Annotated in this window: 12 protein-coding genes; all 12 read left to right on the top strand. The window is 59.3% G+C overall.

What is annotated here, in order from left to right; translation table 11 throughout:
- The 12 genes from AB7E35_RS06410 to AB7E35_RS06355 all read left to right on the top strand — a co-directional run bounded on the left by AB7E35_RS06410 (position 1) and on the right by AB7E35_RS06355 (position 12,773).
- A complete protein-coding gene (locus AB7E35_RS06410) occupies positions 1–1,155 on the top strand; it encodes a glycosyltransferase family 4 protein (RefSeq protein WP_428162299.1) in 1,155 nt (384 codons plus the stop codon).
- Positions 1,152–2,333 (top strand): glycosyltransferase family 4 protein, encoded by a 1,182-nt coding sequence (locus AB7E35_RS06405; protein WP_428162298.1) that lies wholly within the window; start codon positions 1,152–1,154, stop codon positions 2,331–2,333. The genes AB7E35_RS06410 and AB7E35_RS06405 overlap by 4 nt, the downstream gene beginning before the upstream one ends.
- Positions 2,320–3,933: an ArnT family glycosyltransferase gene (locus AB7E35_RS06400; protein WP_428167254.1), complete on the top strand. Its 1,614-nt coding sequence runs from the start codon at positions 2,320–2,322 to the stop codon at positions 3,931–3,933. The genes AB7E35_RS06405 and AB7E35_RS06400 overlap by 14 nt, the downstream gene beginning before the upstream one ends.
- Positions 3,934–3,956: 23 nt before the next feature.
- Positions 3,957–4,088 (top strand): hypothetical protein, encoded by a 132-nt coding sequence (locus AB7E35_RS06395; protein ID WP_428162296.1) that lies wholly within the window; start codon positions 3,957–3,959, stop codon positions 4,086–4,088.
- A 34-nt stretch (positions 4,089–4,122) separates the two neighbouring features.
- Positions 4,123–5,433 (top strand): putative O-glycosylation ligase, exosortase A system-associated, encoded by a 1,311-nt coding sequence (locus AB7E35_RS06390; protein WP_428162295.1) that lies wholly within the window; start codon positions 4,123–4,125, stop codon positions 5,431–5,433.
- The gene (locus tag AB7E35_RS06385; protein ID WP_428162294.1) at positions 5,430–6,392 is read left to right on the top strand and encodes a polysaccharide deacetylase family protein; all 963 of its coding nucleotides are present in this window, start codon (positions 5,430–5,432) and stop codon (positions 6,390–6,392) included. The genes AB7E35_RS06390 and AB7E35_RS06385 overlap by 4 nt, the downstream gene beginning before the upstream one ends.
- Complete coding sequence (locus AB7E35_RS06380) at positions 6,389–7,423, top strand: polysaccharide deacetylase family protein (protein WP_428167253.1); 1,035 nt, start codon at positions 6,389–6,391, stop codon at positions 7,421–7,423. Before AB7E35_RS06385 ends, AB7E35_RS06380 begins: the two co-directional genes overlap by 4 nt.
- A complete protein-coding gene (locus tag AB7E35_RS06375; protein WP_428162292.1) occupies positions 7,420–8,460 on the top strand; it encodes a GNAT family N-acetyltransferase in 1,041 nt (346 codons plus the stop codon). The genes AB7E35_RS06380 and AB7E35_RS06375 overlap by 4 nt, the downstream gene beginning before the upstream one ends.
- A gap of 85 nt (positions 8,461–8,545) precedes the next feature.
- Positions 8,546–9,988, top strand: coding sequence for an oligosaccharide flippase family protein (locus AB7E35_RS06370; protein WP_428162291.1), 1,443 nt, complete (start codon positions 8,546–8,548; stop codon positions 9,986–9,988).
- Positions 9,985–10,962 carry a glycosyltransferase gene (locus AB7E35_RS06365; RefSeq protein ID WP_428167252.1) on the top strand — a complete coding sequence of 326 codons (978 nt, stop codon included), beginning with the start codon at positions 9,985–9,987 and terminating at the stop codon, positions 10,960–10,962. Before AB7E35_RS06370 ends, AB7E35_RS06365 begins: the two co-directional genes overlap by 4 nt.
- Positions 10,963–10,989: 27 nt before the next feature.
- Entirely contained in the window at positions 10,990–12,003 is a 1,014-nt protein-coding gene (locus tag AB7E35_RS06360) for a glycosyltransferase (RefSeq protein ID WP_428167251.1), read from the top strand.
- Positions 11,949–12,773, top strand: coding sequence for a hypothetical protein (locus AB7E35_RS06355; RefSeq protein ID WP_428167250.1), 825 nt, complete (start codon positions 11,949–11,951; stop codon positions 12,771–12,773). Before AB7E35_RS06360 ends, AB7E35_RS06355 begins: the two co-directional genes overlap by 55 nt.
- The last annotated feature ends 105 nt before the right edge of the window (positions 12,774–12,878 follow it).

The raw sequence follows: 12,878 nt of genomic DNA, 5'->3' as shown, positions 1-12,878 counted from the left end.
ATGCGCATCCTCTACCACCACCGCACGGCCTCCAAAGACGGGCAGGCCGTGCACATCGAGGAAATGATCGACGCTATGCGCGCGCTCGGTCATGAGGTGCGTGTGGTGGCGCCCCTGGCCGACCAGGGCCAGGGCCAGATGGGCGGCGGCGTGGGCTGGGTGCACCGTCTCAAGGCCGTGTTGCCCAAGGCGGTCTATGAACTGATGGAACTGGCTTACAGCCTGGTGGCGTACCGCAAGCTCATGGCCGCCGCGCGCGAGTTCAAACCCGACCTGATCTACGAGCGTTACAACCTGTTCCTGCTGGCCGGCCTCATGGCCAAGCGCCGACTGGGCGTGCCCTTGCTGCTGGAAGTGAACGCCCCGCTGGTCCTGGAGCGATCACAGCACAGCGGCGGCCTGGCGCTCAAAGCCCTGGCCCGATGGGCCGAGGGCACGGCCTGGCGCGGCGCCGACGCGGTGCTGCCGGTCACTGCGGTGCTGGCGGGGCATGTGCGCGCCTATGGCGTGCCGGCCGAGCGCATTCACGTCATTCCCAACGGCATCAATCGCGCCCACTTTGCCCACGCCCCCCGTCCCGATGACGCCAAGGCCCGCCTGGGTCTGCAGGGCCGGGTGGTGCTGGGCTTTACCGGCTTTGTACGCGACTGGCATGGGGTGGATCGCATCGTGGCCTGGATGGCCCGCCCTGGCGCTCCCGACAACACGCACCTGCTGGTGGTGGGCGACGGCCCGGTGCGCGCCGAGCTGCAAGCCCAGGCCCGGCAACTGGGCCTGGCCGATCGCGTCACCTTTACCGGCGTGATCCACCGCGATCTGGTGCCCGCCTATGTGGCAGCGTTCGACGTGGCGCTGCAGCCCGCCGTCACGCCCTATGCATCGCCGCTCAAGCTGATGGAATACCTGGTGCTGGGCAAGTCCGTCGTGGCCCCGGCCACGCCCAATCTGCAAGAGGTGCTGACCGACGGTGTCAACGCACTGCTGTTCAACGAAGCCGAGGCGGGCGCGCTGGAAAATGCCCTGGATCGCCTCTGCCGTGACGGCGCCTTGCGCAACCGCCTGGCCCAGGCCGCGGCCGACACCATCGACCGGCTGGAACTGACCTGGCAGGGCAACGCGCGCAAGGCGCTCAGCCTGGTGGGAGGCCGCGCATGAAGGTGCTGCTGTTTTCCACCCTCTACCCCAGCGCAGCCCGGCCCATCCACGGCATCTTTGTGGAAACGCGCCTTTGCGAACTGATCAAGACGGGCCAGGTGCAGGCCCGGGTGATTGCGCCTGTGCCGTGGTTTCCCTTCCGGGCCGAGCGCTTTGGCGAGTACGCCCGGTTTGCCGCCACGCCGCGCCACGAGGAGCGAAGTGGCGTGCAGGTCTATCACCCGCGCTACCTGCTGCTGCCCAAGGTGGGCATGAACCTGGCCCCGTACGCCATGGCCCTGGGCGCGTTGCGCACCGTGCGCCGCCTGCAGCGCGAGGGCTTTGACCCTGACCTCATCGACGCCCATTACTACTACCCCGACGGCGTGGCCGCCGGCCTGCTGGCCAGGTGGCTGGGCAAGCCGCTGGTGGTGACGGCGCGCGGCACCGATCTGAACCTGATCCCGCAATACCCCTTTGCGCGCAAGCTGATCTTGCAAGCCGCTGCGCAGGCCCGGGCGTCCATCGGCGTGTGCCAGGCGCTGATGGACACCCTGGGCGACCTGGGCGCCGACCGCAGCAAGCTGCATACCCTGCGCAACGGCGTTGATCTGGAGCGCTTCGTGCCCGAAGACCGCACCCAGGCCCGCCAGCGCCTGGGCCTGCCGCTGGATGGGCGCTATCTGTTGTCAGTGGGGCACTTGATTGAGCGCAAAGGCCACCACGTTGCCATCGAAGCCTTGCCGCGCCTGCCCGGGGTGACACTGCTCATTGCCGGTGGCGGCCCGCAAGAGGGCGCCCTTAAAGCACTGGCGACAAAGCTGAACGTAGCCGAGCGCGTGCGCTGGGTGGGTGTGGTGCCGCAGGCCGACTTGAAGTGGTGGTACAGCGCGGCCGACGCACTGGCCCTGTGCAGCAGCCGCGAAGGCTGGGCCAACGTGCTACTGGAGGCCATGGCCTGCGGCACGCCGGTGCTGGCCACCAACATCTGGGGCACGCCCGAGGTGGTCAGCACCCCCGCCGCAGGCGTGCTGATGGCCCGGCGCGACGCCGCGGGCCTGGCCGCCGCCTGGGAGCAGCTGCACCGCCAGTTGCCCACGCGGGCTGCCACCCGGGCCCATGCCGAGACTTTCTCGTGGGAGGCCACCACGCAGGGCCAACTGCGGTTGTTCCGTGAGGTGATCCATGCCGCACCCTGACGCCATGCCCATCATCGCCGGCCGCGAGCGCCTGCTGGCCTGGGCGCTGGTGCTACTGAGCCTGGCGCTGCTGTTTGCCCAGGCGCCGCATGGCGGCGCGTTTTACTGGAGCGACGCACCGCGCCACGCGCTCAACGGCGTGTTCGTCATGGACCTCATCAAGGCCATGCCGCTGGACGACCCAGCCGGCTACGCCTACCGCTACTACGCGCAGTATCCGGCGCTCACCATCCTGTTCTACCCGCCGCTGTTTTATGCGATCAGCGCGCCGTTCTACGCGGTGTTCGGCGTGTCGCACGAGACCGCCTTGCTTGTGGTGGCCCTGCATTACCTGGCCCTGGGGCTGGGCTGCTGGCGCCTGGCGCGCTTCTGGCTGCCGGCCGCGCCCTCGCTGGCCTTTGCGGTGCTGGTGCTGTGGCTGCCCGAGGTGGCCTTCTGGGGCCGCCAGGTGATGCTGGAAGTGCCCGCCTTCGCCTTTGTGGTGTGGAGCGCCGTGGCGGTGATGGCCTACCTGCGCGGCGGGCCGGTGCGCTGGCTCTACCTGGGTGCGGCGCTGCTGGTGCTGGGCATGTACACCAAGATCAGCGTGGCCTACATGGGCGTGGTGTACGCAGCGCTCATCGCCCAGCGCGATGGCTGGGCCGTGCTGCGCAACCACCATCACTGGTGGGTGGCTGCGCTGGCCGTGGTCGGCCTGGTGCCACTGGCGGTGCTCACGCTGAAGTTCGGTCAGGCCAACGTGCAGTCGGTGACCGGCGTGGCCGACGCGGTGGCCTCGCGCGCCAGCTGGCAGGGCTGGGTGTGGTACCTGCAGCAGATCCCCGCGCAGGTGGGCTGGCCCCTGGTGGCGCTGGCCCTGGTGGGCGCGGCGCTGGCCGCCTGGCGGCGCCTGCCCGGCCTGGGCTTGTGGTGGCTGGGCTTTGCCGTGGGCTACCTGTTCTTCTCGTCGATTGATCTGAAGGAAGCCCGCCACAGCGTGTTTTTGCTGCCCAGCGTGGTGTTCTTCGCGCTGCTGGCGCTGCAAACCCTGTCGCCCGCGCGCTTGCAGACCTGGGCCCTGGGGGTGCTGGTGCTGGCCACCGCCAGCCTCACCGCCTGGGCCCGCCCGGTGTACTTTGTGGACGGCTATGCCCGCGCGGCCGCCGAAGTAGCCCGCCTGGCGCCGCGGGGCAGCACCGTGATGTTCTCGGGTTACCGCGACGGCTCCTTCGTGTTCAACCTGCGCGCCCGGGAAGACCGGCGAGACCTGCATGTGATGCGCGCCGACAAGCTGTTGCTGGGCGTGGCCGTGCGGCGCGAGCTGGGCGTGGAACAGAAAGGCCTGACTGAAGCGGAGATTGCCGATGCCATCAACGCCAACGGCGTGCACTACGTGGTGATGCAGCCCGGCTTCTGGATCGACCTGCAAGCCATGCAGCGCTTCGAGCGCGTGATGACCAGCGCGCAATTTGAAGAGGTGGCGCGCATCGCCACGCCGGCCAACCACAAGGCGCATGAGACCGAGCTGGTGATCTACCGCAACAAGGGGCAGGTGGCTGAGCGCCCGCAGGGCAAAGAGATTGAATTGAAGATCATCAACCGCCGCATTCCGGCCAGCTGACCAAGAGTCCAAGGAGACAGGCAGTGGAAGCCCTCATTCTGTTGATCGATATGTGCGTCATGCTCTACCTGTGCTGGCGCCTTTTCAGGGGCCGGGACGAGGCCGACATCGACCTGGGTTTTTTTCGTTATGACAAGCCTGACGGGCCAGGCTGAGCCACCCCTAACGCCCCCACGATCGTGACTGCACATGCGTGATCTGGCTTTTGCCCTGATGTTGCTGGCGGCCTTGCCGCTGGCGCTGGCGCGTCCGTTCAATGCTTACCTGTTGTGGGGCTGGACGGGCCTGCTGGCGCCCGCGACCTACTTTTACGGTTTCATGGTGGGTGTGCGCATCCACTATGTGTGCGCCATCCTGACCTTGCTGCTGCTGTTTCTGGGCCGCGTGCGCTGGCGCGACTACCAGTTCAATACCGTCACGCTGCTGTACCTGCTGCTGGCCGCCCACGCCACTTTGGCCTGGTTGTTCGCCTATCCGGCCAATCCCCATAACGATCAGTACTACGAGATCCTGATCAAAGGCCTGCTGTTTGGCCTCGTCATGCCTTTTTTCGTGCGTGAGCGCGCGCACTTTCATGCAGTGCTCATCGTCATCGGGCTGGGTCTGGGCATTCATGGTGTGCTCAATGGCCTGAAGACTCTGGCCTCGGCCGGGGGGCACATCATGGAGGGCCCAGCCGGCACCATGCTGGCAGACCGCAACCATCTCTCAGCTGCCCTGACTGTGGTGTTGCCGGTGTTTTTCTATTTGCATTCCCATACCGCCAATCGCCTGATTCGGCTGGGCTTTCTGGGGGCGTTCTGTGCGGTGGTGGTGGCCATTGTGGGCGGCGGATCGCGTGCCGGCTTCATTGCGGTGTCGGTCGTGGGCCTGTGGCTGGTGTTGACCACACGCCGCAAGGGTCTGGCGCTGGCGCTGGTGGTGGCGGGCGTCGTGGGCTTTCTCGCCTTTGCGCCGGATGACATCATCAGCCGGTTGACCACCATCAAGGAGGCTGACGAAGACAGCTCATTCATGGGCCGGGTGATTGCCTGGCAGGTCAGCTCGGCCATCGCCCTGGGCAACCCCGTTTTCGGCGGCGGTTTTCATGCCGTGCAGGTGTATTACATCTGGGATGCCTTCAAGGAGGCACCGAGCCTGCTGGGCTTTTTGAACCTGCCGGTGCCAACGTTCAACGCCAAGGCTGCGCACAGCATCTACTTTGAGGTCATGGGCGACCTGGGCTTTGTGGGCCTGGGTCTTTTCCTGACCATCCTCTGGCGCTCCATTGCAAGCCGCTACCGCATCAAGCGCATGACCGCCAGGCTTGGCGAAACCTACCAATGGGCACGCGACATGGCCGACATGCTGATGCTGTCGGTGCTGGCATATATGGTGGGCGGCGCATCGGTCAGTCTGGCCTACCTGGAGGTGATCTACATGATCGTGATGCTGATGGAGCTTCTGCGGCTACATGTGACGCGGGCCGTGGCTGTAGCCAAAACCGGAGGGCGGCCATGATCTCCAAGTTGCTCCTCCAATCGCTGTCCAGAGACAAGCTGTCAGTTTTTCTGTTTCACAAGGTGCCCCATCAATGCGACCCGCTGGTGCCGGCCGATGTGAGCATGGCGCGCTTCGAGCGCCTGCTGGATCACACGTTCACGGCGCTGAATGTGCTGCCCCTGGAGGAAGCCATCAAGCGCCTGGTCGCCGGCAAGTTGCCGCGCAGGGCGGCTTGCATCACCTTTGACGATGGCTACCCGGACTGGCTGGCCGGTGCAGCCCCGGCCCTGCGCCAGCGCAACCTGCACGCCACGTTCTTCATTACCTCTGGTCAGTTTGACGGCGTGCCGCTGTGGCATGAGCGCATCCTGGCTGCGGTGCGCCAGCTACCCGGGCCAACGCTGGATCTGGGCATCCCATTTTTGCCGGCGCAGTCTGTAGCCAGCACGCAAGACCGTCGCCAGCAGATACAGCGGCTGGAACAAGAGCTGAAATACCTGACGCTGCACCGCCGTGAACAGATTCTTCAGCAAATAGAGGGCATGGCAGGCGTGCAGGCCACCCAGGTTCCGGTGATGAGCGAGGCGCAATTGCGTGACCTGCACAGCCAGGGCTTTGACATCGGTGCCCACACGGCCATGCACCCCATACTGGACTACTGCTCCCGCACGGAGGTCGAGCGCGAGATCGGTGGCGCGCGCGAGCGTCTGCAGTCCATCGTGGGCGGCGGGGTGCATGGGTTTGCCTACCCCAACGGGCGTCCCTATGCCGATTTTTCGCGTCTGCATGTGGATGCGGTAAAAAAGGCCGGTTATCGCTATGCCGTCACCACCAACTGGGGCGTGGCCGATGGGCGCACCTCTGCCTTTCAGATCCCGCGCTTCACCCCCTGGGCCGAACGCGACTGGCACGTCACCTACCAGCTCGTGCGCAATCTCATGACCGAACCGTTGCAGGTGCCGGAGGTGGCCTCATGAGCGCGATGGCCAGCGCGATGGTCAGCGTGAAGAACGCCATGAGGCGGGCCCTCTATCGCAGCGGCGTTCTGGGCGCCTGGCACCGCTGGCGCAACCGCCGCGTGTTAACGGTGCTGATGTTCCACAGGGTACTGCCGGCCAATGACCCGGCCTTTGCCCTGGCCGAGCGCGAGTTCACCTTCACCCTGGACGGCTTTCGGCGCACGCTGGACTTTGTCCAGCGCCACTACAACGTGGTCAGCCTGGACGATCTGCAGGCTGCGCGCCAGGGGCAGCGTCCTTTGCCCCCCAACCCGATGCTGATCACCTTTGACGATGGCTGGCGCGACACGCTGGATCACGCCGCCCCTGAGCTGGCCCGCCGCAACCTGCCAGCGGTGCTATTCGTGTCCAGCGAGGTGGTGGGGCTGGACGCCCCGCGCTGGTGGCAAGACGCACTGGTTGCAGCACTTGCCGAACAAGGGGCGCCCGCCCGTCTGTGCGCCGCCGCCGGGTGGGGCAATATGCCCGAAGGCAGCGTCAGCCAAGCCTTGGCGGCCCACCTGGGCGCCATGCCGCAGGCAGACCGCCAGGCCTGGCTGCAGCGGCACGCCCCCGGGGCGCAGCAGCAGGTTGCGCAAAGGCAAATGCTGAGCCGGGACGACCTGCAGGCGCGTATCCCCGCGCAGTTGGCCATCGGAGGGCATGGACACACGCACAGCCCTTTGACACTGTCGCCCGACCCCCGGGCCGAATTGCTGGCCAGCCGTCGCATGCTGGACGAATTGGGGCAGGGGCTCAGGAGCATGTCCTTCCCGCATGGCGCCTGGTCGCCAGAACTGGTTACCGCTGCCCGGCAATGCGGCTTTGAATGGATCTTCACCAGCGATGCCACGTTGGTGGATTTGTCACGTTGGCCTGCATCGTTGCCTGCGCTGGGCAGGATTCACTTACCTGAAAACCCCTGGACCTGCCAGGCAGGATGCATCGATTTCGCTCGTTTGGCGACTTTCCTGTTTTTTCGGCCGCTGCAAAGTGTGCCAGCCATATGAGCCGCCAAGACCTGCAAATCCAGCGCAAGCCATTTGCCGCACTGACCGCAGCCGAGCGTCAGGACTGGAGCCGCATGCTTAACCAGAGTGACACCTCGCGCTGGGCCTTCCTGTCACCCACGTATGCCGAGGCAGTCAACGAAACGCTAGGCCCGGTGGAAGTGTTGCTTTGCACGCGTGGCGATGTGCTGGTGGGCCTGATGCCCTTGCAGCGGGCCATCGGCTGGACGGGCCGCCTGGGTCTGTGGGAACCCGCCGGTCGGCAGATGACGGACTACTTCGGCTTGCTGGCGCTTCCAGGCGTTGCACTCGATTGGCCTGCAATACTGCGCGCAGCCCGCATTCCGTGCCTTTACTTCACCCATCTGGACGAAAGTCAGCGCATTCATGGGTTGACGGGTGACAACCCCAGAAAAGGCCTCAGAACCCGCATCCATGCCGATGGAGGCGTGGCTCACTGGGAATGGCTGCGCAACCGCGACAGAAAACTGGTCAGCGACACAGAGCGGCGCGAGCGAAAACTGGCGGCCGAACACGGACCCCTTCAGTTTGAAATGCAGTCGGCCAACCCGATGCAAGACCTTGAATGTCTTATTGCACTGAAGAGCGCGCAATACCGGCGCACCGGCCACCACAGCGGCCCATTGCTGGACAAGGTCAATGTCCGTTTGCTCATCCGTTTGCTGGAATCCGGTGACCCCAACTGCCTGGCCCGCCTCAGCGTATTGCGATGCGGTGGCAAGTGGATAGCAGGACATTTTGGTCTTCAGTGTGGCCCAATTCTGCATTACTGGTTTCCGGTTTACGACCATCGATTTGCCAGTTATTCACCGGGGCGCATCTTGTATCGGCATATCTTGCGCAGCGCGCAAACTGAGGGTGTGACCTGTATTGACCGCGGCGAAGGAGAAACCGCCGCCAAACGCGATTTTTCAACCGAGGAGCACTTTTTTTACAAAGGGCTTGTGGTGTATGGCCTGAAAGGGCACGGTCTGCATTTTATAAAGCGTATGCAATGGCGCCTGATGTGCAAGTAAAAAAGCGCAGCGGTTGGCAAGGCTGTGAAAGACGGTTTATGTATAGAAGCTGGACCTTAAAGAAACCTAAAATGGAGCCAAAATCTTGAGGCGAAAGATTGCCGCGCAGTTCTTGGTGAGTAATATTGCAACACTGGCAAATTTTGTGTTGACCATTATTTTGGCTCGTATTTTGACGCCATCGGATGTTGGAATATTTTCCATGTGTGTCGTGCTGATCGGTATTGCGCATGTATTCCGGGATTTCGGTGTGACTGCATATTTGAAGCAGGAAAAAGAAATCAACGATCAAACACTGAGCGGAGCTATCGGACTGTTATTTGTGTGTTCGATAGTCACAGGCCTCCTGATGTTCTTCAGTGCTTCTTTTTGGGTTGATTTTTACGGAGAGCCAGCGGTAGAGCCTGTCGTCAAGGTGCTGGCTGCCGGGTTTTTATTGATACCTTTCGGCGCAATACCCCAGGCCTTGTTGATGCGTGAGATGGATGTCACTAGATCCGCATGGGTCACAGCCGTCAGTACGGTTATCTATTTTGTGGCGTCAATAGGTTTTGCGCTCGCCGGTGCCAAACACATGACAATGGCTTGGGCTAATTTGGTAAACATCATTGTGAGCGGGTTGGCCTTTAATTATGTTCTGCCTCAAAGTCTCCGCTGGAAGCCGTCCTTCCATGGATGGCGAAAAATACTGGGGTTCGGCACTGGTAACCTGGTTTCTGCATTGATGAAAACAGCTGATACTGCGCTTCCAGACATACTTCTGGGTCGATTAAGCAATGCGTTCAATGTCGGCTTGTTTAGTCGGGCTAATTCGACAGTGAATATAGTGGGTCTGGTGATCCATCCGACGATCTATTTTTTTGCCGTGCCATACATGGCAAAAACCCATCATGCCCACGGTAATCTGTCCAGAGAATACCTGAAGAGTTCCTCCATCGTAAATTGTCTGATGTTGCCCGCATTGGCTTGGGTAGCCATTATGGCTCACGAAATAGTCAGTGTGTTGTACGGATCGCAGTGGCTAGGAGCTGTGGTGGTCATCCCGTGGCTTAGTCTGATGTGCGCTGCTGCAACCATATTTTTGATGGCAGGGTACGCTGTCACCGGAATAGGCAAGCCGCATGCGGTCATTGCTCCGTTATTCATCGCCTTGCTTGCAAAGTTTGGGGCAGTTTTCTTGTTGTATGACGGCACCATGGTCAGTTTTTCAATGGCCTTGGCTTTGGGGCAGATTGCAGCAATGCCGTTTTTTTTATGGTCTGTCGCGCATTATCTTGGTGTTGATGTCGTGGAATGGACGAAGAGCACATTGAAACCAGCGATGGTATGGGTTCCGGTGGCTGTAGGGTACTATTTTCTACATGCAGAAATCATGTCTGACTGGAATTATTTTTTAAAACTGCTGCTGGGCGCTGGGCTTTACGCGGCCATGACTTTGTCAGGATATTTAATGCTGAATATTCCTGTGAGGGATGAATTGTTGCGGATTGTGCTTGAGATGCAAATTCGAATGAGGGTGCGCAGATGACTGAAGATGTGAAGAAATCCCTTTCGATCATCATACCGACCTATAACCGTTCCCATCAGATTGATAAAACGCTGAAAAGCATTTCTGATGCCGAGTTGCCTCAAGATATGATGGTGGAGGTGATCGTGGTTGATAACAACTCACAGCCTGACCATGGCTTGCGATACCGGGAGCTGGTTGAGTCTTATCAGAAAAAAATAAAATTAAGGTATGAGTTTGAAAAAAAACAGGGGCGTTCACATGCCTGCAACCGTGGCCTGAATGCAGCAAGCTCTGACTGGGTGGGATTTATCGACGACGATGAAGCGTTGGATAGGCGTTGGCTGATCCAGGCTATGCACTGGATTGAAAGCGCACAGGCTGATTATGTCGGTGGCCCTTGCCTGCCAGACTGGGAGAAGTCCCCGCCTGACTGGCTGCCAGCGCATGCCGGACAGTACCGTGGCATCCTCGGCTGGATTGAGCTGAGCCACGCAGTGGTCTCGTATGATGATTTTGATGGAGAGTTGTGCGGGGGGAATTTCATTGCTCGAACGGATTTGTTGATCCAGTTGGGCGGTTTTAATACCAATCTTGGACGATCTGCCGGGAACTTGCTCGGAGGGGAGGACGGTGATCTTCATACGAGGCTCAAAGCAGCGCATGCAAGAGGTTATTACGATCCTGCTTTCTCCATCTTACATTCTGTTCCTTCGGAAAGAATGACCCTGCGTTACCACTTTCGATGGGCTTATTGGTCAGGTGTGGCCAATGGCATACGCATTGATAATGGCGATAGTCGCAGGGAAGATGTTCCTTATGCCTTTGGCGTGCCTCGTTATTGGTTTTCCAAGGCTTTCCGCGGGACATTTATTTTCCTGGCAGAAACTTGCTGTGGCCGTTTGAAAAAAAACTCACGGGCAGTTGTGGGTTTGATGGATTTTTTTTATCTTCTGGGCATGCTTTTGGGGAAAAATGCCCTGAAATTCAAGTGAAATCCAGCCTTTTTCGTTAAAAGGGTGGTGAATAATTCCTTGATAATGGGTGAGTTTATGAGAGAAACTATTTCTATTGCCCCTCCTGTTGTTTCGGTAATTATTCCGGTTAAAAACTGCCGACAATACATTGATCAGGCAGTGCAAAGTGTTTTGAGCCAGTCTTATCAAGATTTTGAGTTGATTGTCGTGGACGACGGGTCTGATGACGATGATTACACGCGACTGATGAGTGTGGATCCCAGAGTCAAGGTCATTCGTCTTGCCGGCTTTGGTGTTTCCAGAGCCAGAAATGTCGGCATGGGTATAGCCCTCGGAAAGTATATGGCTTTCCTGGATGCAGATGATGTGTGGTTTCCGGGCAAACTGGAAGCCCAAGTCAATTATTTTGATAGCCACCCCGAAGTCGGGGTGGTTTTTGGAGGATTCATTCGGTGGCTGCCCGAAGATAACGGAAGTTTTCGGCCTGCCACTGAATTGATGAATTTTGTGCCTCGCGACACTGGGTGCGACCCTGATCGATCAGGTTGGCTTTATCTGCGTTTGATGAATGGCTTGCTGGTTGGAATGAATACGGCGGTCATCAGGCGATCGATATATGAATCAATAGGGGGGTTCAACGAGTCCATGCGGCAGGCAGAGGATTATGATTTTTGGCTGAAAGCCTCCCGTTTGATGCAGATGCATTCCCTTGCTGGCCCCGTGGCCTTGTACAGAATTCATTCCGCCAGTGCCATGCATAGGCTGGCGAGTGAGTCAGGTCTTGCTTCTTTGTTGAGATCGGCGCGACTCAGGTGGGGGCTTTCGCAGAGTGATGGTCAAACCATGTCTGTCCACCAGTTTTCTCAGAGGCTGGGTTCTGTTTATTTTGATCACGGTTATTCGCATTATTGGCAAGGAAGTCTTGCCGTGGCGCATAAGGCGTTTGCCCATTCTATTGGGCATCGCTACCGTGTGGTTAAATCATTTGCGTATTTGGCGATGATTTGCGCTTTGGTATTGAAGAGGAAGATTTTTCAGAAAATTCACATTGGGGGATGATCGTGGCTGAATTAATTGTTCACATGCTCTGGGTTACGGGGTCCTTGTCAAAGATCGAGAAAATATCAGTCAATTCGTTTGTTTCCAAGGGATATCGCACGTTGTTGTGGTCTTATGGTGGGCTTGACAATGCACCGCCAGGTGCGGAAGTACGAGATGCCAGAGAGGTTCTTCCGGAAAATAGACTGTTCAGGGGAAAGTCTGGCTCTTTGGCACAGTTTAGCGATTTGTTTCGCTACGCCGTTCTTAATTCGCAAGGAGGGCTATGGGCTGATGCTGATGTGGTTGCATTATCCGCCCCTTCTGCTTTGGGTGCTGTTCCATTTCTTGTGACGGAGCGCGATCAAGCCAGTTTATTAAAGAAAATGGCTAAAAAAGCACTTCGAAGGCCTGATGGAAGAATTGTTAGCAATAATGTAATTTATAACCCTGTACCAGCTGCGGGCAATATTGTAGATTTGGCCTTTGGATATGCCAGCTCTTTTCCAAAAGAGAAGATTGTGTGGGGAGAACTTGGGCCGCGCTTGATATCCGCAATTGAGTCTATCTATCCTGATCATGGATTCAAGGTTCACCCTCCCGGCTTTGCCAATCCAGTGGACTGGTGGCGTTGTCCGCAGGATCTTTTGAGGTCGCCGGCAGAGAGTGTTGCCGGCGCGTCATTTCTTCATCTTTACAACGAGACTTGGCGCAGAGCTGGTGTTGACAAGAATGCGAATTTTCCCCGCAATTCTCTGATGCATGATTTGGCGGATGAGTTTCTCTATTGAGATGGCTGTATTGGATAGGGGTGGATGCTGATTTCTTCGACAGAATCAACGGATCCTGACGTAAAAAAGCCCCGTCAGGGCGGGGCTTGATGGAGTCGAATTGAC

The sequence above is a fragment of the Diaphorobacter sp. genome, assembly GCF_050251835.1.
Taxonomy (GTDB): domain Bacteria; phylum Pseudomonadota; class Gammaproteobacteria; order Burkholderiales; family Burkholderiaceae_C; genus JBFXIE01.
Note: the sequence above shows the minus strand (reverse complement) of the source record. Positions and strands in the feature narration are given on the sequence as shown.

What these genes read in the sequence shown, in the direction of transcription:
- AB7E35_RS06410 (WP_428162299.1), top strand. Translation starts at nt 1, where the DNA reads ATGCGCATCCTCTACCACCACCGCACGGCCTCCAAAGACGGGCAGGCC.
- AB7E35_RS06405 (WP_428162298.1), top strand. Translation starts at nt 1,152, where the DNA reads ATGAAGGTGCTGCTGTTTTCCACCCTCTACCCCAGCGCAGCCCGGCCC.
- AB7E35_RS06375 (WP_428162292.1), top strand. Translation starts at nt 7,420, where the DNA reads ATGAGCCGCCAAGACCTGCAAATCCAGCGCAAGCCATTTGCCGCACTG.
- AB7E35_RS06400 (WP_428167254.1), top strand. Translation starts at nt 2,320, where the DNA reads ATGCCGCACCCTGACGCCATGCCCATCATCGCCGGCCGCGAGCGCCTG.
- AB7E35_RS06365 (WP_428167252.1), top strand. Translation starts at nt 9,985, where the DNA reads ATGACTGAAGATGTGAAGAAATCCCTTTCGATCATCATACCGACCTAT.
- AB7E35_RS06385 (WP_428162294.1), top strand. Translation starts at nt 5,430, where the DNA reads ATGATCTCCAAGTTGCTCCTCCAATCGCTGTCCAGAGACAAGCTGTCA.
- AB7E35_RS06390 (WP_428162295.1), top strand. Translation starts at nt 4,123, where the DNA reads ATGCGTGATCTGGCTTTTGCCCTGATGTTGCTGGCGGCCTTGCCGCTG.
- AB7E35_RS06380 (WP_428167253.1), top strand. Translation starts at nt 6,389, where the DNA reads ATGAGCGCGATGGCCAGCGCGATGGTCAGCGTGAAGAACGCCATGAGG.